Source organism: Nitrosococcus oceani ATCC 19707, assembly GCF_000012805.1.
GTDB lineage: Bacteria > Pseudomonadota > Gammaproteobacteria > Nitrosococcales > Nitrosococcaceae > Nitrosococcus > Nitrosococcus oceani.
Map to the genome: position 1 here is coordinate 594,856 of NC_007484.1, position 20,007 is coordinate 614,862.

The window sequence follows — 20,007 nt, forward strand, 5'->3', positions numbered from 1 at the left end:
AGTTCGGCGGGGGAGAATAACTGAGAGGGTATAGGGGAATAGATGGCTTTGCTTATTCAAAAGAATTGCGTATTTCGTGCGCTACAGTAAGACCCACTTAAACAACCCAATCTACTTGCAATTGAATCAATAGCTTATGGTTAATTAATGGCGGAGAGGGCGGGATTCGAACCCGCGTGGGCTGCAATAGCCCCGACCGATTTCGAGTCGGTGCCGTTATGACCGCTTCGGTACCTCTCCTATTGCCCCTATAGGATACCTGCTATAGGGGATCACGCCAAGAAATAGGCATAAAACAGCAGTAAGATGGTGTCTTCTTCTACTACTCCCAGGATTTATTGCTAGCTAGAGACAGCAGCGTAAGCAAAACAGAGAGCTATTCAGTAGTCGTGGCTGTCTGCTCTGAAGACGTCTTCCCCTGGTCGGTGAGATAGTCGGCGACTTCGAGCATTTGCTCAAAACCACCTGCCATATTCGCATCGGTGCGGTATTTACCATTGATGACGATGGCAGGAACTCCCGTAATACCAGAGGCCCGTGTGGTGGCTATTGCTTGCTGAACTTTACCCTGGACGGCAAAAGAGTCAAAAGTCGGCAGGAAGTCCTCTTTAGGAACGCCTAACGTAGCAAAGAAGTCTGCCAGTGCTTCCTTGGTTTTGAATTGGCGTCTCTCTAAATTCATGGCATCGAATAAAGGGCGATGAACTTTATCGAGCACACCCAGGGCTTCAGCGGTGTAAAAAGCCTGGGCATGGAGCTGCCATGAATCCCGGAATATCGCCGGGACGCGGATAAAGGCCACGTCCTCCGGTTTATTTTCCGCCCACTGCTCCAGAATCGGCTCAAAGCGGTAGCAGTGGGGGCATCCATACCAGAATATCTCGAGCACTTCGGCTTCACCCGGTTCCATGGCATGCAAGGGAGGAGATACTGCTTTATAGTGTACCCCCTCGGTGAAGGCTGGCTCCGCTGCCGCTCCTAATGGGGAGATGAGCAGTAGAGAAAATGACAATAATAATCCAGAGACGAATCGCAACATATTTAAATAAGTCCCCTAACAGTGGAAAAAAATCCCAACACTAATGGGCCGCCTGCAGGCCTGAAACATAGTGGGACACTGCGGTGATTTCTTCATCGGTCATTTTTTTTGCAACTCCTTGCATCATCTGATTGGGACCGTTGCTACGATCACCGTCGCGATAGCTTTTGAGCTGATTTTCCACATAGGCTGCATGTTGGTCTGAAAGACGAGGCCAACTGGCCGCGGGATTGCCTTGCCCCGCAGGACCATGGCAGGCTATACAAGCGGGAACACCGCTTTCTTTATTGCCTTGTCGGTAGACTTTTTGTCCTAGCTCAAGGTATTGCTCTGGCGTGTTGCCTTCGGTAATCGTCTGGTTGGAATAATAGACCGCAAGATTGGCGATATCTTTATCACTAAGATTGGCCGCCATTGATGACATAATCGCATTCATCCGGGCGCCGGATTTATAATCCTGCAATTGTTTTTTAAGATAGTTGACGTTTTGGCCCGCTAACTTAGGCCATTCGGCACTGGGGCTGTTACCGTCAGAGCCATGGCAGCTTTGGCAAGGGGTGCCCGTGGCTGTATCCGCGCCAGCTTCCGGATCGCCCGTTACCGTGGCGGCGCTGGAGGAAGAGGCAAACAGGAGACAGGCAACGGCGACTGCGAAACGTTTTGATGTCATTAACAGATCCTCAGTTCTTGGTAATATTTGTAATGATGGTCACGCCAAGGCACCTTATAAAGTTGGATGTGCATGCTACACTGCTTAGAGACATTTTTCTAGCCTGCTCCAGTGCCTCCAAGGCGATGACTATGTGTTTTTAGAGTGCAGGCATTTTTTGAGGAATAAAAAGGCGGTAACTGTTCCGTCAGCTAACGGAGGCGGAGGAAGGCCGCAATTTTTATGAATTCCCTCTATCGTAAGGCCCATTATCAAGGGAGCGCTTATACTTTATCCCAATTACCTCCAGATGAAGGGATGGAGGTGGCGTTTGCGGGGCGCTCTAACGTAGGAAAATCAAGCGCCATTAATGCTATTACCGGTATCGGAGGATTAGCGCGAACTAGCAAGACGCCGGGGCGCACCCAGATGATCAACTTTTTCCAGCTGGATGCTCGCCGCTATTTAGTAGACCTCCCCGGTTATGGGTATGCCAAGGTGCCAGAGGCGGTAAAACGGCAGTGGCAGCAGACTTTAAGCGCGTACTTGGAACAGCGCCGCGCCTTATGCGGGATCGTGCTGGTTGTGGATATTCGGCGTCTCTACCAGCCCTTCGATCTCCAGATGTTGGAATGGTGCCGCTCCAGGGGTTTGCCAGTCCGCATATTGTTGACTAAGAGTGATAAGTTAAAGAGGGGGGCTGCAAATCAAGCTCTCCAAAAAGCAACCACGCACTTGCAGGAAGTTTTTCCCATGGCGCGGGTGCAACTGTTTTCAGCTGTCAATCATACAGGGATTGAGGCTATACAAGCCCAGCTTGACGAATGGCTTGGGATTGGGGGATAAGCTGCGGCCATAAAAAAGCCCCGGTTCAAGGGGATAACCGGGGCAATCCCTGGTCCGGCTTAGGGGGCTGCGGACCAGAGGACATCCCCGCCCAGGGAGGCGGGCGGGAGAGCGCAATAAGAAAGTTCGCGCTCATACAAATAGTGACAATTCACTGAATAGAAAGTTCGATAAATTTTTCAATCCACGTTTTTTGCTCAGTGGGCTTCGTCCCAGTTAGTGCCACTGCCTATCTCCACGATTAACGGTACCTTGAGCTGGGCGGCTGCGGCCATGTTCTCCCGGATTGCCCTAATTGTAGCCTCCAGCTTATCTTCTGCCACCTCAAACACCAGCTCATCGTGAACTTGCATGATCATTCGGGCGTTAGCTTTTTGTTCCTGCAACCAGCGGTCAGCGTGGATCATTGCCCGCTTGATGATATCCGCTGCGCTGCCCTGCATGGGGGCATTAATGGCAGTGCGTTCGGCCTGATTGCGGCGTTGGGTTTGCCGGGAGTGGATTTCAGGCAGATAAAGCCGTCGGCCAAAGAGAGTTTCCACATAACCTTTCTGGCGGGCTTGCTGGCAGATATTCTCCATATAGGCTTTAACGCCAGGGTAGCGTTGAAAGTAGCGTTCTATATAGTGCTGTGCGGCGGTACGGTTGATTCCCAGTTGCCGGCCAAGCCCATGGGCGGACATACCATAGATGAGGCCAAAATTGATGGCCTTAGCGCTGCGCCGTTGTTCAGGAGTCACATCCTCCAGGGGCGTGCGGAAAATTTCGGTGGCTGTTCGCTGGTGGATATCTTCTTCCGCTTCGAAAGCAGCCAGCAGTCCTTCATCTTCCGAGAGATGGGCCATGATGCGCAATTCGATCTGAGAGTAATCGGCGGCTACCAAACGGTAACCGGGTGGGGCGATAAATGCTTGGCGAATTCGCCGGCCCTCAGTACTGCGGATAGGAATGTTTTGCAAGTTAGGATCGGAAGAAGAAAGGCGTCCAGTGGCAGTAACGGCTTGATGATAGGAAGTATGGACTCGCCCAGTATGGGAGTTGACCTGCAACGGCAAGCGATCCGTATAGGTGGATTTGAGCTTGCTCAGGGTACGGTATTCGAGGAGCAATTGGGGGAGGGGGTAATCAAGTGCCAGTTCCTGCAGGACCGTTTCTGCTGTCGAGGGTTGGCCGGTAGGGGTTTTGCGGGTTACCGGCAGTTTTAACTTCTCGTAGAGAATGGCCTGAATCTGTTTGGGGGAAGCGAGATTAAAGGACTCTCCAGCCAGTTCAAAAGCTTCTTGTTCGAGTCTCTTCAAGCGCGCTGCCAATTCATCGCTTTGGGCTTTAAGTTGCTCCGTATTCACCTGGACTCCATTGCGTTCCATACGGGAAAGCACGGGGATGAGGGGGATTTCCAGCTCTTGGTAGAGCTGGCGAAGACCCTCTTCTTGTTGCAGGCGGGGCCAGAAACAATGGTGAAGCTGGAGACTGATATCGGCATCTTCCGCCGCATAGGGGGCAGCCTTTTCAATGGTAACCTGGTTGAAGGGTAATTGCTTGGCCCCTTTGCCCGCTACCATCTCATAGGTAATAGTAGTTCGTTGGAGGTATTTTAGGGCTAAAGAATCCATATTGTGCCGGGTAGCGGTACTGTCAAGCACATAAGATTCCAGCATGGAGTCGTGACGAATGCCTTGCAGTTCGATACCGTAATTGGCGAGCACATTACAATCGAATTTAAGGTTTTGTCCTACTTTGCCGTGGCGAGGGTCTTCTAGCAGTGGCTTGAGCCGCGCTAAAACCTGTTCACGGGGTAGCTGGGGGGGGGCGGTGGCATCCTCGTGACCGAGGGGAATATACATAGCTTCATGGGGCTGGATGGCAAAAGAGAGACCGACGATTTCGGCTTCTATATAGTCCAAGTTATTGGTTTCCAGATCGAAGGCAAATAATTCAGCCTTTTCCAGGCGGGCAACCCAATTCTCAAAGCTTTCCTCGGAAAACACGGTCTCATAGGCGGGAGCAGAGTTCGTTGAGGAATTAGAAATTGAGGAGTGGGCGTTCTCATTGTCCAAGAGTTCACGGAGCCAGCTTTTGAATTCCAGGGCGGCGTACAATTCACGCAGGGCGGGAATATTGGGTGGCGCGCACCGCAAGTCTTTGGGGCCTAAATCTAGGAGCAGATCCTGGCGAACGGTGGCCAATTCCTTTGCCAAGGGAAGTTGTGTGAGATGGGATCGTAGACTTTCCCCCATCTTGCCTTTAATTTCAGAGGCATAAGCCATGATTTGATCCAGGCTGTGGTATTGGCAGAGCAGTTTGGCGGCTGTTTTGGGACCTATGCCAGGGATACCGGGGATATTGTCTACCGTATCGCCCACCAGTGCTAGGTAATCGACTATTTGTTCCGGGGAAACATTGAATTTGGCCTTTACGCCAGCGGGGTCCAATTTAGATAGATTCATGGTGTTGACCAGGCTCACATGGGGATTGACTAGCTGGGCTAAGTCCTTATCGCCGCTAGAAATGAGGGTCTCCAGCCGTTGCGCGGTTGCTTGCCGGGCCAAGGTGCCGATGACATCGTCAGCCTCAACCCCTTTAACACAGAGCAGCGGCAAGCCAAGGGCTCGGATGAGATCGTGGAGGGGCTGAATCTGACAGGCAAGTTCCTCTGGCATAGGAGGGCGATGGTCTTTGTACTGCTCAAAGAGTTCATGGCGAAATGTTTTGCCCTTGGCATCAAAAACTACCGCTATGTATTGGGGCTGATACTCATCAAGTAACTTGCGCAGCATATTGATGACCCCATAGATTGCCCCGGTAGGTTGACCTTTAGAAGTCGTTAAAGAAGGCAGTGCATGGAAAGCACGAAAGAGATAGGAGGAGCCGTCGATTAGAATAAGCACCGGGTTTTCCGCCATGTTCATATAGACCTATCAAGATATAACAGTTTGTGGTTAGAACGCAGCCAAAGAGAATTATAAAGCCAGGGCGTAGTATGCTATTAGGCGTAAGGTATCTCACCTAAGCAGGAAATGCGATGGCAAAAATTAGTACCACTAGGATATGTTATGAGCAAACAAAATAAACGCTCCTTCACCGAACGAAAGGCTATCAATGATTCTTTGCTTATTCGGGAGTCATGGAAAGTTTTCCAAATCATGGCGGAATTTGTGGAGGGATTTGAACGTTTAGCCACTATTCGCCCTTCGGTCAGTATTTTTGGCTCAGCCCGCATGGCGCCTGAACATCCCTACTACCAGCTTACTGAGAAGATTGCCCGGGCTCTGTCCGATGCTGGGTTTAGTGTCGTCAGTGGTGGTGGTCCTGGCCTGATGGAAGCCGCTAATAAGGGGGCTTTTACAGGCATCTCCCCCAGTGTAGGACTCAATATTAGCTTGCCCCGAGAGCCGGGCGCTAATGAATACCAGGATATTGCGGTTAACTTCCGCCATTTCTTCTCCCGTAAAGTGATGTTTGTCAAATATGCCTCTGCTTATGTGGTGTTACCCGGGGGGTTTGGAACGCTGGATGAGTTAGCGGAAATTTTAACGTTAGTGCAAACTGGTAAGTCGCGGCGAATTCCAATTATTCTTGTGCAGTCCTCTTTTTGGGCGGGGTTGATCGATTGGTTTAAGGAATACTTGGTAGAGGAAGGAATGATAGATCGCCATGATCTAGATTTGTTTAAAATCCTGGACAAGCCTCAGGAGGTCGTGGATGCTATTTTTAGTTTTTACGAAAGCCGTAGCTTTGAACCTTCGGCGGAAGAGCGGGAGCGACTGCTCAACCTGTAAGCAACTTTTCCGGGGAACAGCCCATGTCTGTACTTTATCTTAGGGTGCTAATATATCTAAACTTTTTATGGCTCTTGCTGACGTCTGCGCCGACTCTTTCGGAAGAGCCGGAGGATCTTATTCCTCTTCCCGATCTTCCTTCCTTGCCCGGGCAGCCTGACACCATGGAGCCTGAAATCAAGATTATTCAGCAAGGAGATAAATTAATCGAAGAGTATCGCCTCAATGGAAAGCTTTATCAAATTAAGGTAACGCCTAGTATTGGTCCGCCCTATTTTCTTGTGGATGCAGATGGTAATGGCGACTTTGAGAGTCGTTTTGAAGGGCCGGTTAACTCAGATATGCTGATTCCTAGCTGGGTTATTTTTCGCTGGTAACACGTGCTTGTAGTGGATAGCTAGTCTTCCAGGTAAGTGTATCCTTTCAATCCTGCTTCTAGCTCCTGAAGATAGAGGCGGCGTTGATGGTCATCAAGGGCTGCCTGACTGAGTTTGGCCTGTAAATGCTCCTTTATTTCGGCGGCATCAAAGCGCACTTGCTGCAGGACCGATTCCACTGTATCTCCTTTGTGGGCATGGCGCAGCCGAAACCCTTGTTGTCTATCGACTTCCACATGAACGGAATCGGTGGCGCCGAATAGGTTATGAATATCACCGAGGATTTCCTGATAGGCGCCCACCAGAAAAAAACCTAATAAATAGGATTCACCGGGAATGAGAGGGTGCAAAGGCAGGCTGGTTTCAATGCCTTCCCCATCGACGTAAAGATCGATGCGTCCATCGGAGTCGCAGGTCAGGTCCTCTATCCACACCCGTTCGGTTGGTGGCTGTTCCAGGCGGTGCAAGGGCATGATGGGAAAGATCTGATTAATAGCCCAGGCATCAGGCAAGGAGCGAAATAAGGAAAAGTTGCAGAAAGCCTTTGCCGTTAGCTTCCCCTCTAGTTCGTCCAAAATTTCTCGGTGGGCGCGGACCTGGGGGTTGAGAAACGAGCGAATCCGGCGGCAAAGGGAAAAATAAAGCTGCTCCGCTTGGGCCCGTTGTTGCAAACTCAGAATCCCGTAGTTGAACATATCCAGGGCATCAGCGATGCCCTGACTGGCATCATGATAGGCTTCGATAGCCGAACGCCGAGTAAGCTTTTGATAGCTCTGCCATAACCCCTGGGTGATAGGCGGATCGTCGGCGGCGGGGGCGGGGGGTTCTTCCTTGCCAGGAGCCGGTTGGATGTCAATGATATTGCTGATAAGAATGGCATGGTGAGCCACCATAGCCCGTCCTGCCTCGGTAATAATCTCGGGGTGGGGTAGCTGGTGGGCTTCGCAAATCTCCCACAATCCGTGAACTATTTTATGGGCATATTCCGGGAGGGTATAGTTGGTGGAGCAAAGACCACGGGTGTGGGTGCCATCATAGTCTACGCCAAGCCCCCCGCCCACATCGACACTGCGCAGAGGAACACCCAGTTCCCGCAGGGTGGCGTAATAGCGCCCAGCTTCCCGGATGCCCCGCTGGATGTCGGCGATATTGGGAAGTTGGGAGCCCATGTGAAAATGCAGCAGGGTAAGGCAGTGGAGCATGCCGATTTGGCGAAGCCGCTGGATCATCATGAGGACTTGTTCGGCAGACAGGCCAAATTTACCCTTCTCACCCCCCGTATTCTGCCATTTGCCTTTTCCAATAGAAGCAAGACGGACTCGTACCCCTAGCAGCGGCTCTACCTTTAGAGCTTGGGCTTGGTGGATAATATGTTCCAGCTCAGAGGGTTTTTCCACCACCAGATAAATCCGTAATCCTAATTGCCGCCCCATCAAAGCCAGACGGATATATTCACGGTCTTTGTAGCCATTACAAATCACCAGGGCTCCAGGCCGGGATAAGGCCATGACCGCCAATAATTCGGGCTTACTTCCCGCTTCTAACCCCAAGTGTTCAGAATCCGCGGCCAGAATTTCCTGAATGACCTGCCGCTGCTGGTTCACCTTGATGGGATAGACTGCACTAAAGAACCCTTGATAATGGGTAGCGGTCATGGCCTTGGTAAAAGCAGTTCGCAGGCTTTTAGCGCGATGGTGAAGAATTCCGGAAAAACGTACTAGTACGGGTAAAGAAAGTCCTGCTTCCAGGAGCGCCTGGCTTACCTGGTAGAGATCAATGGGTGTTTGGCTGGTTGGGCCTTCAGGGCGAACGATGAGATGGCCTTGGGCGTTGATATCGAAATAACCTTCGCTCCATTGGGTGATATTGTAGAGTTCTTGCGAACGTTGGATATTCCAGTTTGCTGGCATCGGAGTCTTCTTTAATTTTAAAGGATTAGGAAATGATTGCTTGTTTCTCTGCCAGGCGCCTACCTTTTACGGTGCTCCAATCCACGCTCAGCCCGTTTATTTTCTGGTGAAGGGGTACTTGTCAGGGTAACATGAGGCGGCTATTATCCCTTGATTTTATCTTTTATCAAGCGGTTAAAAGTATGTTGAGCGCGTCGGTTGGAGAGGTAGCATGCAGCTAGATCCGAAGGGATGGTTCACTGAGGTTTGCAAGGAGGGCGGCCTCGCTTTTTCTCTTGCCATCAGGGAAAAACTTCATGCGGAGACCACTCCCTATCAGTATATCGAAATTTATCAGACCGAGACTTTTGGCCGGTTGATGGTCATCGACGGCTTTATTATGCTATCTGGAAGGGATAATTTTTTCTATCATGAAATGATGGCTCACCCGGTGTTGTTTACCCACCCTCATCCACAACGGGTACTCATCATCGGGGGGGGAGATTGCGGGACCTTGCGGGAAGTGCTTAAGCATGACGTAGTTGAGAAAGTCCAGCAGGTGGAGATAGATGAACGGGTTACCCGGTTGGCGGAAAAATATTTTCCAGAACTGTGCCAAAGTAACGATGATCCCCGGGCCCATTTCCACTTCGGTGATGGACTGCGCTTTGTGGCCGAAGCGCCCGCCAACAGCGTCGACGTTATTATCATTGATAGTACCGATCCGATCGGTTCTGCGGAGGGGCTTTTTCAGGCTTCATTTTATGCTGATTGTCAACGGTTATTGGGGGAGAAGGGCATTCTGGTGCATCAAAGTGAATCTCCCCTAATCCATTTGGACCTCCTCAACAAGATGCGGGCGGAAATGAAGAAGGGGGGCTTTCCCCAGGTACGGACCTTGACTTACCCCCAGTGCGTTTATCCTTCTGGCTGGTGGAGCGCAACTTTGGCGGGGCATACTTTGTCCTGCTTCCGGGAGCGGGACGCCACGGCCAAAATCTTTCCAACCCGTTATTATAATGTGGATATCCACCGGGCTTCCCTGGCTGTTCCAGAATTTCTGCGCCAGACAGAAGAGTCATCATAGGTGATTGGGATAAGCTCTCAACTATCCCCTTGGAGAAACGGCTCTAGGAAAGCCAATAGGATGCCCCTAGCACAGGGTTGCGATTGGTAAGTATGCAGAGTTCGGCGGAGCCTTTTATTACCTGGTATCTGACCGACGGTAAACCCGGACATGAAAATCAAAGTTCAGGGCTGTTGAACGCCCTGGCTCGCTATGTACCCCTGCAGGCCCATGGAATACCGGTATCGTCTGGGCCAGGAACCATTGGGTGGTGGGCCTTGAAGATTTTCCCGCCCGCCAAGGATCTCCCAAATCCACATCTCATCATCGGCGCGGGCCATGGGACCCATATACCGCTGCTTGCGGCGCGCCGTGCTCGTGGTGGGCGGACAGTGGTGTTAATGCGCCCCAGCTTGCCTTTTTCCTGGTATGACCTATGTTTAATTCCCGAGCATGACGGGATAGAAGCCGAAGCCAATGTGGTGCTTACCCGGGGAGTGCTTAATAAGATAGCTTCAGAAGGTATTCATGAGCCGAGTCGAGGATTAATTCTCCTAGGGGGACCTTCGCGCCATTATAATTGGGACCCTCAAAGCATTTTATGGCAGGTGCAAAGTCTGCTGAAACAAGAGAAGAAGACGTATCAGTGGGTGTTGAGCACCTCGCGGCGGACGCCGCCATCCATGCTCACGGCGCTCCGAAATTTGCAGTTTCCGAATTTGCAAGTGTTTGCCGGGGAAACGACTCCGCCTGGCTGGGTAACGGAACAATTGTCCCTTGCGGGGCGGGTATGGGTGTCGGAGGACAGTGTTTCCATGGTGTATGAGGCGCTTACCTGTGGAGCGGCGGTAGGTGTTCTTAACGTGCCTTGCAAAGCTTGGGGACGGGTAGTACGGGGCTTGGATAGCCTCGCCGAGAAGGGAATCGTGACGACTTTTACCGCTTGGCGCCAAGGCCAAAAGTTAGCGCCGCCCCGGCAGCAATTTAATGAAGCTGATCGCTGTGCCCAGATTCTTGTGGAACGATGGTTCAGCGGCCCCTAACCGTATTACAGGTTTTGCCTGCTTTAGAGTCAGGGGGCGTGGAACAGGGCGTTTTGGAGATCGGCGCGGAGCTGGTTCAGCGAGGGCATCGTTCCATCATCATCTCAGCGGGCGGCTATCTGGCCGAAACACTCAAAGGAGGGGGGAGCGAGCATTACACTTGGCCTATCGGTGCTAAATCTCCTTGGACTTTAGGCTTAGTCCTCCGGTTGCGGCGTTTTCTCTCCGAGCAGCAAGTAGATATCCTCCACGCTCACTCCCGGGTGCCTGCTTGGGTGGCTTGGCTAGCCTGGTGGAGTATGCCTGAGTCAATCCGGCCGCGCTTTGTGACTACTGTGCATGGCCTCTATTCGGTGAATCGGTACAGCCGTATCATGACTTGGGGAGAAAAAGTCATTACCGTATCCGAGCGCGCGCGCCAGTATGTGCTGGAAAATTATCCTGAAGTCAGGCTGGAGCAGTTAATAGTGATCCCTTGGGGGGTTGATCCCGAACTTTATCCCTATGGGTATCAACCAAGCAGGGAATGGCTTGCCCGCTGGGAGAGAGATTATCCTCAGCTCCAGGGGAAAAAGATTCTCACCTTGCCGGGCCGTTTGACCCGCCTTAAGGGGCACCAGGATTTTATCGAACTTATTGGACGGTTACGGGAGAGGGGATGTCCTGTCCATGGTTTAATCGTCGGGGGCGAGGACCCGCGGCGGCAGCGCTATGCAGATGAAATAAGGCGGCAAATTAGCCACGAAGGGCTCCAAGGAGCGGTGACTTTCACCGGCCACCGCAGCGATTTACGGGAAATTTATGCCATCTCGGATCTGGTGCTCTCGCTTTCCAAAAAACCCGAATCCTTTGGCCGCACCGTGCTTGAAGCCCTGAGTCTGGGAGTACCTGTCATTGGCTACGATCATGGGGGTGTGGGAGAGGTACTAGGGCAGTTATTTCCGGAGGGGCGTGTTCCCGTAGCTAATCTAAGCATCTTATCCGAGCAGGTTATCCAGTTTATAAAAGCGCCGCCAAAGGTGCCAAAGCAGCGGTGCTACACTTTGCAGCGTATGTTAGCGCAAACCCTACAATGTTATCGTACGCTATGCGGGTTTACCCTTTAGGCTTTTGCGCTTGGGCTAAGGACTGCCCTAGGGGATGGCAACAGCTTCTTGATGTCACAGGATGGTAATGCCCATGCGATCCCCACCCCGTAAAGGTATTTTGGTCATCCAACCGCTGCCTGGGATTGGCGATATGATTTGGCATCTGCCCGCCCTTCATGCTATTGCCGCGGCTTCACTGGAGGGCTGCGTGACGGTGTTAACCAAGCCTCGCAGTCAGGCGGATCGCTTACTTAAGGCAGACCCCTCTATTCAGCAGGTGCTCTGGCTGGAGCGTAATCCCGGCCAGCATGATGGCTTGCTGGGTCTGGGGCGTTTGGTAAAGCTTTTGCGACGACAGCATCTCCGTCAAGTATGGGTATTACATGGAAGCTCGCGTTATGCTCTTAGCTGTTGGCTGGCTGGAATCCCTGAACGGATTGGCTATGGACGCGGGCTGCAAAGATATTTTCTCAATCATTCAGCCAGGTTGCCGCTGGCCCAAACCCGCGGCCATCCTATAGAGTTAGCGGCTCGCTTGCTGAAACTCACTCATATCCCCTCCATAGAGGAAGAGCCCCGCTTGGTGATTGATTCCTTGGCGCAACGGATAGTGGCTAGCCGCTACCAAACGCTTCCACAGCCGTGGATTGCGCTGGGTATTGGCAGCAGCGAGCCCTATAAACAATGGGGCGAAGCGAATTTTATTCAGTTGGCTCGGCATCTTGGCGAAGGCGGAGGTTCTATTTTGGTAATAGGTGGCGCAGGGGAGCAAGGGATGGGACAGTGCATTAGCGCTCAGGTGAGCCAATGGGGAATCCCTGCGGGAGAGGCGCTTACCCTACCCTTGGAGGAGACAGCCGCCTTACTGGCAAAGTGTACCCTGTATGTAGGTAATGATACCGGGGTATTGAATATGGCGGCAGCTGTGGGGACGCCCGCCTGGGGGTTGTTCGGGGCTTCGCCTCCCTTGCATCATTCCCGCTATATCCATTGCCTTGTCCCTCCACCAGGAGGTACCGGCATGGAAGCTATTACCCCCGCCTATGTGGCGGCTGAATTGCGTAACAGCGGAGTAGTGCATGGTGGTTTTGCATAGACGGTTACAGCACGCTTTTTTTTCTTGGGGGTGGTTATTGCCTACCGTGTTGCCTATTGCTCAGGTATTAGGAAGGGCAGTATTTAGCATTTTGATCGTACTTTATGTTTTATGGGGAACGCTTAGTTTATATGGCCAGCAAAAAAGTATAGAACGCCCCGTATTAGGATTATTTATCGGCCTGCTGTTGGCTTTTCTCATGAGCGTTCCGGGAGCTGAGGATCTGGGAAGGGCATGGCACAAATGGCTTAAATATCTAGTCTACTCCATGAGTTTCGTCTTCACCCTGGTGGCTTTGCAGCAAGGGCAAGAGAACTTTGAGCATCTTTGTCGAGCTTTTGCCCTGGCGGGGGTAGGGTTATTGGTGGTGCTTTACTTGCATTTAGCCTATGTGTTGTGGAGCAGTGCAGAATTCGATCCTGCCCAGCAACTTAAGGAAGATAATCTTCCATTTTTGCTGCCCTTTCTCCTCCATGGGCTGTTGCAGGCAGAGTTTAGAAAATACCGCATTTTGCTGGGCGTTGCTTTATTGTCGAGCGTATTATTTTATACCGTGCTGTCCGAAGGCAGGGCAGCGTTATTAGCACTAACGGTTGCGTTGGTATGCTATGGAGCGCTAGTAATGGGATGGCGCCTGAGGAGTTTGTTATTGCCAGCAATGTTAGCGACCGTTGCACTTATAGGCATGATGACCGTGATCCATGTGGAGTCTCCAGAGAAGGATAAAGAAACATGGACTGAGATTGTGGACCGGATCAGCAGTGGGCGGACGGTGCTTTGGCGTCAGGCGTTTGTTTACCCGCCTGAATCAGTGATAACCGGGGCAGGAATGGGCAATGCCCGTTATGCTGAGGAGGCATTGACTATAGGCGAGCAGGGACAAGTCCGCCATTTTCATAATTTGTTTATCGATGCTTGGTATGAAACGGGTCTACTTGGCCTGGCTGCAATGACGGGATGGCTGTTATTTATGCTATTCAGAGCGTGGCGGGATTGGCGAAAATCAGCCGCTGAGAACCGGCAGCAGATCGGGTTGCTGCTCTCTGCTAGCGCGGCTATTCTTACCGCTGCCCAGCTGGGGCCATCCTATGCTTCCAGTTTGGTCAGCGTGTACCTGATGGTAATTTTTGCCGCGTTAACGGACTGCCATGGAAAAATACAAAAGACATTGTTTACGCTGGGGAAGCAATAACCGCTAGCATTTTCCGATTATAAAAAAGCTTTTCACGAATTCCCAGCCCTTTCTCTATAACGACCTGCGCTTTGTATTAATGCGCAAGCCGTCGCCATCAAGTTTTGGTGACAGGGGCAACGATTTTTTATTTTTGCAAGCATGCCTCAATAAATTGAGCTACCGTTTTAATTGCTGCTTTTAGAAACCGTAACTGCCCTCCCACCTACCCAGCCTCCGCGTTGAATGTGCGCTACTGCCATTGCCCTAGGTTGAGAAATTCGCGAGCCGTATCGTTCTCAATTTTCTCTTATAGACTTCCTGCTTCAGATGATTAAAGTTTGCTGGTAAAAAGACGAAATTAATGAAAACTAGCCTATCATTTTTGATATTTCGGTAGGTAATGTTTTAACGAATATGCAGGCAAACTCGCCTGAATTTTAAGTTGATATCAAGTTATCAAAGCAAATTCACCTAAAAATAAAGTTATCATGGCAAAGATGCCTAATTTACTAGCTAATATCAACTTATCAGGGCGTATATGCTTGAGAATAAGTTGTTCGCGCCACTGCGCGGCGCGAATCGGGGAGTTGGAGAATTAAATGAAAGCTGATTTAGAGGGTTTGCTCTCGGCGATAAGGAATTACAGTCAAAATTATCGAAATTCTACGATGTATCCGCTTGAAGTAGCAGAGCCGTACGACATGTCGCCTGAGCGCGACCGAACACCTGTGAAATGTAATGCCCAATGGCCGGAAATTTGGCCCCATGCTGCTCGTGCTGGAATATATGCTTTTCTGAATGAAGACTCGGAAGTGATTTATGTCGGCAAGGCTTCACTCAGGAATTCTTTGGGCGCGCGCATCTCATCATATTGTGGTTACGGCGCTGATAGAGAGTGCCGCTTCTACGGCGAATGGAGAAGTCCTCCCCGCTACGTTTTAGTTGTTGCAGTTCCCGATGAAACTCGCTTTGAAGCGCCCGCTCTTGAGGAGTATCTAATCCGTGAGTTACAGCCAAGCGACAATTCGGCTGGAATCGAGCGTTAAATGTGCAACCATATAACAAATCACTGCACCTGACCGCTATTCCGCTGCGTTCCATAGCGGCAAGTGAGCTTCGGCGGTTAGGCGCCAAATGCCAACGGAATTGAGTATCCGGAGTAAAGTGAATTACGTTCTGGACGCGGAGAGAAATGGGAGACACTTGTGAAAAGACCTGACTACTTGTCATCCGGCGAGCTCGGTCGCCTGATCCCTGTAGCGACAAAGCCCGAGCTCAGAAATACCTGCGTCACCTCAGCCATGCTCATGGCTGTTGAAGAATTCGCAGAGGCGCTTTTAGGGGCTTTGGGTGCCCCAACCGGCAAACGCGCCAAAACTCACGTTTGGCTTGAACCGGTGTTTAAATCCTCCAAAAACGACAACAAAGATCGTCCGGATGCCCTGATTATCGTAAATAACGGTCGGCGGGAATGGCGAGCGTTAATGGAGGCGAAGGCCAAGGGTGCTGATCTGGATGCCGACCAAATTGAGTGCTACTTGGACATCGCCAAAGTCCAAGGTGTGGATGCCGTTGTGACCATTTCCAACCAGTTTGTTGCAACGCCCACTCAATCGCCCTGCGACATCAACCGGCAGAAGTTGAAAAAGGTGGCTCTGTTTCACTGGTCGTGGTCTTTCCTTCAGACAGAAGCAAAAATTCAGCTTTCAAAGAGCGCGGTTTCTGATCCAGATCAGGCTTACATGCTCGAGGAGTACGTCCGCTACCTCGAACACGATTCATCTGGTGTCAGTGAATTCGAGCAAATGGGCAAGGAATGGGTCGAAGCTTGCAAGCTCTATTTCGCTAAATCCAAACTCGACAAAAAATCCCCGATGGGGGCTGCTGTCGTAAGCGACTGGGACGAGCTGATGCGTTGTACCGCTCTCCTGATGAGTCGAAATTTGGAAACAAACGTGACGACGGTGCTAAGCGCGAAGGAGAGGAAAGATCCGAATGGCCGTTCGGAGTCCATGCAAAGTTCGTTTGTTTCTTCGGGGGAACTTAAAAGCCGATTGGAAATTCCCGATGCGGCTTCGCCAATTTCTGTTGAAGCGGACCTGACCCGACGTTCTGTTACGGTTTCTATGACCGTAGATGCGCCAAGGGACAAGAAAAGGGCTCCTGCAACGGTTACATGGCTGCTGCGCCAACTCGTCAAAACTGAGGATGGCAGCATTATGTTGGTTGCCAAATGGCCAGGCCGCACGCAGGACACTTGTGCAGAACTCGTAAAAGTTAGAGAAGACGTCGATGCTTTGGTGGGGGATAGAAAAGGTCAACTCCCTCGCACTTTTGAAATACGGGCAGTATCGGACCTCGGTGGAAAATTCACGCAACGGCGTAATTTCGTGCCGGAATTGGTGTCGTGCGTCACGCGATTTTATGAAGCCGTCGGGCAGTATGTTGTTCCGTGGCAGGCACCTCCCCCCAAGCCCAAGAAGCCGGTACAAGTAGAAGAATCCTCTGAAGAAAGTACAGGCCCAGAGGCTGGAGAAATCAGTGCCCAACAAATCGCTCCAGGTGCGTTTGAGGCGTCGGCTATTTTTGCATGCGCAAAAATAGCCGACGCCTCAAACGTCACCTGATCTCGGTCGTTATACGCCAGCAATATTGGCTAAGGAACAATATGCATTTTGATCAAAACGATTATCCAAAAATAAAAGCTGCTTGTTGAGAATAAAGAGCAAATTGAGTTCGTCGCGCCAAAAGCAATAACCGGCTTTGCTGATAGCGATGTGGAGGTTCCAGACGAGTGGCAAGCGTTCCCACCGGCACTTCTACCTCCCCAGGGATATGCGGAGGTATTTATCTATTCAGGCAATGATGCCCGAGATGCTTTAACACGGTTGGAGCTAATCGTTCACCTTGACGGCGGAAGCATCTTATACAAAAAAGCCGACTCTGATTCGGTTGGAATTAGAGTAACTTGGCCTGATGAAGCATAACGAAACGCTGCAGTTGACCGCCCAAAGCGCTGGCGCGCTTTCGCCTCGCGAACAACCGTTCGACGGGAAGAACCTTCTGCATAATCAGATGCCGCACATCCATTATCCAGGAGAACCCGCCGGTCAACTCCCCGATTATGCCACAGAATCAAAAAGAGCCATGAAAGATGGAAGCCTCAACAACTATTAGAAAGATGATGGCAGGCAACAAAATTGTCGTACCTGCATATCAGCGTGCGTATTCGTGGGATACGCCGATGGAGAAATCAGACAGAAACACGCAAACAGATGTGTTCGTGTCGGATTTAGAGAAATACAGCAGAAGTAACGCAACTAGTCCCTATTACTTTGGGCCATTTCCTTTTTGAGGAGAAAACACAAAAGTTCAATGTAATAGACGGCCAGCAACGCTTAACAACCATTGTCATTTTCTTATCGGTCCTGTTTGCCCAGCTGAAATCAATAAGAGATTTATCGGAGGAAGAAGAAATATGCTATGAAGATATGGTGAAGAGGCGAAGCGCAATACGCTTTTGGACTGTTGACTACGATAATCAATTGTTCATTGACTATGTAATAGACCAAAGCAAGTCTGAACATAATGGCCTTGAAACGGAATCGTCACGACGAATCGTCAGCGCATTCGACTTTTTCAAAAATCATCTTTCTGATAAACCAGAAGAGTATCTAACAAAAATGCTGTTGATTGTTGCTGGGGCAGCTTGTACCACGCACCCGGTTCAAAATGAATCGGAGGCGATACAGATGTTTATCTTTCAAAATAGTCGCGGAAAACGACCGTCAAATCTTGAAATAGTGAAAGCCCAATTCATGCATCATGCTCACCTGCATGGGGGCGCCAAAGATGAAGTTGATTCGTTAATTGGTGAAATCAAAGGGCGTTTTGAAAAAATCTACAAATCAATTTCTTCAATCGAATACAGAATTAATGAAGATGATGTTTTGCTATACACCTTGCGGGTTCACTTTAACTCGCTCTGGGAAACAAACTCTTTAGACAAAATCAACAAGATGTTGGCCGATGGAAATCCACTTGATTTCATCAAGTCGTTCTCGAGGTCGCTCTCGACAAGTTTTGAACATCTGTCACAGTTTTTTGGCAAGCATGAGAGAGAAAACTTTGCGATTCATTCTCTAATATCACTAGGCGGGATAGCTGTTGCGCTTCCATTTGTCATTAAGGCATACAGATATGGCTTGTCTCTTGATCAAATTGGCAAACTTTGCTGGTCTTTGGAATCTTTAGTGCTTCGGCATCGTTTAATCGGGACAAGGGCAAATATTATTTCAAGAATCAACGATGTATTCGAGAAATTCACCGAAAGCAACAAAGACATTTCCCCAGTAATTGACCATATTGAATGGATGAAGACGACAGATGATTGGTGGTGGGCCTACTGGAACAATGACAGGTTGAAAGAATCCATCCAAGGAGGAATCAATCATTCAACCGCAAAATACCTTCTCTGGAAATATGAGGTTCATTTAGAGCAGCAGGGTAAAGCCGGTTATTCACCAATCCGGTTTGATAATATCATCAGTCCTGAGCTGGAACATATCGCCCCCACGACGGAACCTGAAAGTAAGCCCCATGGCTATGATGATTATGACGATGAGTTCAGGAACCAATATCTAAACACTCTTGGCAACTACCTGTTGTTATCAAAGTCGCATAATTGCGCGGTTGGCAATATTCTGCTTTCCCAAAAATTAGCCACATATACCCATAATGAACAGCAGAGAGAGGTGAGGAGCCTTGTTCCTAAAAACGGAATATGGAGCAAAGAAATAATACAACAACGGAAAAATAAGATCATTGGTGTAATCATGATCATTTGCTAAGAATAGCATAACAAAACGCTGCACTGGACGGGCTATTCCGCTGCGCTCCATAGCCGCCAGTGAGCTTGGTCGTTAGCTTTCAGAACGAGAAATATGGTGCAGAATTCAATATTTGTCGTAAATAAAGAGCCATACTGTATTTGGGAAATTGATATGGCCGAAAGAAACGGTGAGTTTCTTGATGGAATCGACGTAAATTACTTTGATTATTTGCTTAATGTATACCTTGATTCTGAGGACGAAAAAAGAGCGGCTATTGCACTCAGGGCCACTCTGCATCATGCAATGGAAACTATGTTTTTATTGTTAGGCGCATACATTCAGGCGCCAGACTGTGCATATGCATGGATAGCCAAATGCTCAAACAACGACTTACGGCAGTTAGTGAAAAATATTAGTGGCTATCACAATACGCTGTTTACAAAGCTTAATGTTAAACAAGTGTCATGGGAGTCTATTTCAAAATTAGTATTCCAATGCTACAAGCCCGATAGTGATAGAAACACACAAACAACAAAGTTATTTGCCTCACTATGGCAAAGATTAGCTCATGATTTAATTGATGCGAATCATGTTGACGAATATAACAGTATCAAACATGGGTTTAGGGTTCGTTCTGGGGGTTTTTCTCTCGCAGTAGGGTTGGAGCATGAATATGGGGTAGCCCCGCCCGCTGAAGAAATGAAAATGGTAGGCTCATCCGAACATGGTTCTTCATTTTTTAAAATAGAACCTGTAGGGACATCAAAGCGCAATAGAAGCCTTAGATCCAAAAGAACCTCAATAAATTGGAAGATTGAAAAGGTTGCCTTACTTATTCAATTGGTATCAATGTCGATAAACAATATCGTTTCAGCATTGAAAATTGCCAATGGGGCAACTGCAGGCACATGCCAATTTCTGCGTCCTGAGGAAGATGCTGATTTCGATAAACCTTGGTCTTACTCTACAGGCGTTACAAGCTGCAATATGGATTTTGTTATTAATGAAGATGATGTTGTTTCAACAACAAGAAATGAGCTATTGGAAAGACTTAATGAGCACAAGAAAAGCTAACAAGGCAAATGCACTCGGACAGCAAAAAACGCCGCTCCTTCGTCGCTCTGCTTTT

Annotated in this window: 17 protein-coding genes and 1 tRNA gene; 13 read left to right on the plus strand and 5 right to left on the minus strand. The window is 49.7% G+C overall.

The genetic code is table 11. From position 1 onward, the window contains the following. Positions 1-148: 148 nt before the first annotated feature. From NOC_RS03030 to NOC_RS03040, 3 genes are all read right to left on the minus strand, one after another. Positions 149-240 (minus strand) — tRNA-Ser (locus NOC_RS03030). Positions 241-376: 136 nt separating this feature from the next. After that, positions 377-1,039, minus strand: coding sequence for a thiol:disulfide interchange protein DsbA/DsbL (locus NOC_RS03035; RefSeq protein ID WP_002814287.1), 663 nt, complete (start codon positions 1,037-1,039; stop codon positions 377-379). A 40-nt stretch (positions 1,040-1,079) separates the two neighbouring features. Further along, on the minus strand, positions 1,080-1,709 hold the full coding sequence (locus NOC_RS03040) for a c-type cytochrome (protein ID WP_002812270.1): 630 nt from the start codon (positions 1,707-1,709) through the stop codon (positions 1,080-1,082). 222 nt (positions 1,710-1,931) lie between these two features. Here NOC_RS03040 and yihA point away from each other — a divergent pair, with 222 nt between their 5' ends. Next, on the plus strand, positions 1,932-2,534 hold the full coding sequence (yihA, locus tag NOC_RS03045; protein WP_002812173.1) for a ribosome biogenesis GTP-binding protein YihA/YsxC: 603 nt from the start codon (positions 1,932-1,934) through the stop codon (positions 2,532-2,534). Between the two features lie 197 nt (positions 2,535-2,731). Here the strand turns inward: yihA and polA are convergent, their stop codons facing one another. Continuing rightward, positions 2,732-5,437, minus strand: a complete 2,706-nt coding sequence (gene polA, locus NOC_RS03050; protein ID WP_197538941.1) for a DNA polymerase I — start codon at positions 5,435-5,437, stop codon at positions 2,732-2,734. A 150-nt stretch (positions 5,438-5,587) separates the two neighbouring features. On the opposite strand from polA, the gene NOC_RS03055 reads away from it, so the two are divergent. Together NOC_RS03055 and NOC_RS03060 are read left to right on the plus strand one after the other, a co-directional pair. Next, on the plus strand, positions 5,588-6,313 hold the full coding sequence (locus tag NOC_RS03055) for a TIGR00730 family Rossman fold protein (RefSeq protein ID WP_002812617.1): 726 nt from the start codon (positions 5,588-5,590) through the stop codon (positions 6,311-6,313). Between the two features lie 23 nt (positions 6,314-6,336). Next, a complete protein-coding gene (locus tag NOC_RS03060; protein ID WP_011330389.1) occupies positions 6,337-6,690 on the plus strand; it encodes a DUF2782 domain-containing protein in 354 nt (117 codons plus the stop codon). 20 nt (positions 6,691-6,710) lie between these two features. Here NOC_RS03060 and speA read toward each other — a convergent pair whose 3' ends face one another. Continuing rightward, complete coding sequence (gene speA / locus NOC_RS03065) at positions 6,711-8,600, minus strand: biosynthetic arginine decarboxylase (protein WP_002812161.1); 1,890 nt, start codon at positions 8,598-8,600, stop codon at positions 6,711-6,713. A gap of 211 nt (positions 8,601-8,811) precedes the next feature. Here speA and speE point away from each other — a divergent pair, with 211 nt between their 5' ends. From speE to NOC_RS03115, 10 genes are all read left to right on the plus strand, one after another. Continuing rightward, positions 8,812-9,666 carry a polyamine aminopropyltransferase gene (gene speE, locus NOC_RS03070; RefSeq protein ID WP_002813532.1) on the plus strand — a complete coding sequence of 285 codons (855 nt, stop codon included), beginning with the start codon at positions 8,812-8,814 and terminating at the stop codon, positions 9,664-9,666. A 92-nt stretch (positions 9,667-9,758) separates the two neighbouring features. Continuing rightward, positions 9,759-10,688, plus strand: a complete 930-nt coding sequence (locus NOC_RS03075) for a mitochondrial fission ELM1 family protein (RefSeq protein ID WP_002812817.1) — start codon at positions 9,759-9,761, stop codon at positions 10,686-10,688. Beyond that, positions 10,670-11,794, plus strand: a complete 1,125-nt coding sequence (locus tag NOC_RS03080; protein WP_002812823.1) for a glycosyltransferase family 4 protein — start codon at positions 10,670-10,672, stop codon at positions 11,792-11,794. The genes NOC_RS03075 and NOC_RS03080 overlap by 19 nt, the downstream gene beginning before the upstream one ends. Positions 11,795-11,867: 73 nt before the next feature. Next, entirely contained in the window at positions 11,868-12,872 is a 1,005-nt protein-coding gene (locus NOC_RS03085) for a glycosyltransferase family 9 protein (RefSeq protein ID WP_244860015.1), read from the plus strand. Next, on the plus strand, positions 12,856-14,064 hold the full coding sequence (locus NOC_RS03090) for an O-antigen ligase family protein (RefSeq protein WP_002812361.1): 1,209 nt from the start codon (positions 12,856-12,858) through the stop codon (positions 14,062-14,064). Before NOC_RS03085 ends, NOC_RS03090 begins: the two co-directional genes overlap by 17 nt. 581 nt (positions 14,065-14,645) lie before the next feature. Continuing rightward, entirely contained in the window at positions 14,646-15,092 is a 447-nt protein-coding gene (locus NOC_RS03095) for a GIY-YIG nuclease family protein (RefSeq protein ID WP_036497925.1), read from the plus strand. 159 nt (positions 15,093-15,251) lie between these two features. Next, entirely contained in the window at positions 15,252-16,673 is a 1,422-nt protein-coding gene (locus tag NOC_RS03100; RefSeq protein ID WP_011330390.1) for a hypothetical protein, read from the plus strand. Positions 16,674-17,022: 349 nt separating this feature from the next. After that, on the plus strand, positions 17,023-17,223 hold the full coding sequence (locus NOC_RS03105; protein ID WP_002812705.1) for a hypothetical protein: 201 nt from the start codon (positions 17,023-17,025) through the stop codon (positions 17,221-17,223). Positions 17,224-17,381: 158 nt separating this feature from the next. Continuing rightward, positions 17,382-18,896, plus strand: coding sequence for a DUF262 domain-containing protein (locus NOC_RS03110; RefSeq protein WP_002814296.1), 1,515 nt, complete (start codon positions 17,382-17,384; stop codon positions 18,894-18,896). Positions 18,897-19,049: 153 nt separating this feature from the next. Beyond that, entirely contained in the window at positions 19,050-19,952 is a 903-nt protein-coding gene (locus NOC_RS03115; RefSeq protein WP_244860016.1) for a hypothetical protein, read from the plus strand. Positions 19,953-20,007: the final 55 nt, after the last annotated feature.

What these genes read in the sequence shown, in the direction of transcription:
- yihA (WP_002812173.1), top strand. Translation starts at nt 1,932, where the DNA reads ATGAATTCCCTCTATCGTAAGGCCCATTATCAAGGGAGCGCTTATACT.
- NOC_RS03095 (WP_036497925.1), top strand. Translation starts at nt 14,646, where the DNA reads ATGAAAGCTGATTTAGAGGGTTTGCTCTCGGCGATAAGGAATTACAGT.
- NOC_RS03060 (WP_011330389.1), top strand. Translation starts at nt 6,337, where the DNA reads ATGTCTGTACTTTATCTTAGGGTGCTAATATATCTAAACTTTTTATGG.
- NOC_RS03075 (WP_002812817.1), top strand. Translation starts at nt 9,759, where the DNA reads ATGCAGAGTTCGGCGGAGCCTTTTATTACCTGGTATCTGACCGACGGT.
- NOC_RS03035 (WP_002814287.1), bottom strand. Translation starts at nt 1,039, where the DNA reads ATGTTGCGATTCGTCTCTGGATTATTATTGTCATTTTCTCTACTGCTC.
- NOC_RS03085 (WP_244860015.1), top strand. Translation starts at nt 11,868, where the DNA reads ATGCGATCCCCACCCCGTAAAGGTATTTTGGTCATCCAACCGCTGCCT.
- NOC_RS03055 (WP_002812617.1), top strand. Translation starts at nt 5,588, where the DNA reads ATGAGCAAACAAAATAAACGCTCCTTCACCGAACGAAAGGCTATCAAT.
- speE (WP_002813532.1), top strand. Translation starts at nt 8,812, where the DNA reads ATGCAGCTAGATCCGAAGGGATGGTTCACTGAGGTTTGCAAGGAGGGC.
- NOC_RS03080 (WP_002812823.1), top strand. Translation starts at nt 10,670, where the DNA reads ATGGTTCAGCGGCCCCTAACCGTATTACAGGTTTTGCCTGCTTTAGAG.
- speA (WP_002812161.1), bottom strand. Translation starts at nt 8,600, where the DNA reads ATGCCAGCAAACTGGAATATCCAACGTTCGCAAGAACTCTACAATATC.
- NOC_RS03115 (WP_244860016.1), top strand. Translation starts at nt 19,050, where the DNA reads ATGGCCGAAAGAAACGGTGAGTTTCTTGATGGAATCGACGTAAATTAC.
- NOC_RS03090 (WP_002812361.1), top strand. Translation starts at nt 12,856, where the DNA reads ATGGTGGTTTTGCATAGACGGTTACAGCACGCTTTTTTTTCTTGGGGG.
- polA (WP_197538941.1), bottom strand. Translation starts at nt 5,437, where the DNA reads ATGGCGGAAAACCCGGTGCTTATTCTAATCGACGGCTCCTCCTATCTC.
- NOC_RS03040 (WP_002812270.1), bottom strand. Translation starts at nt 1,709, where the DNA reads ATGACATCAAAACGTTTCGCAGTCGCCGTTGCCTGTCTCCTGTTTGCC.
- NOC_RS03105 (WP_002812705.1), top strand. Translation starts at nt 17,023, where the DNA reads ATGAAGCATAACGAAACGCTGCAGTTGACCGCCCAAAGCGCTGGCGCG.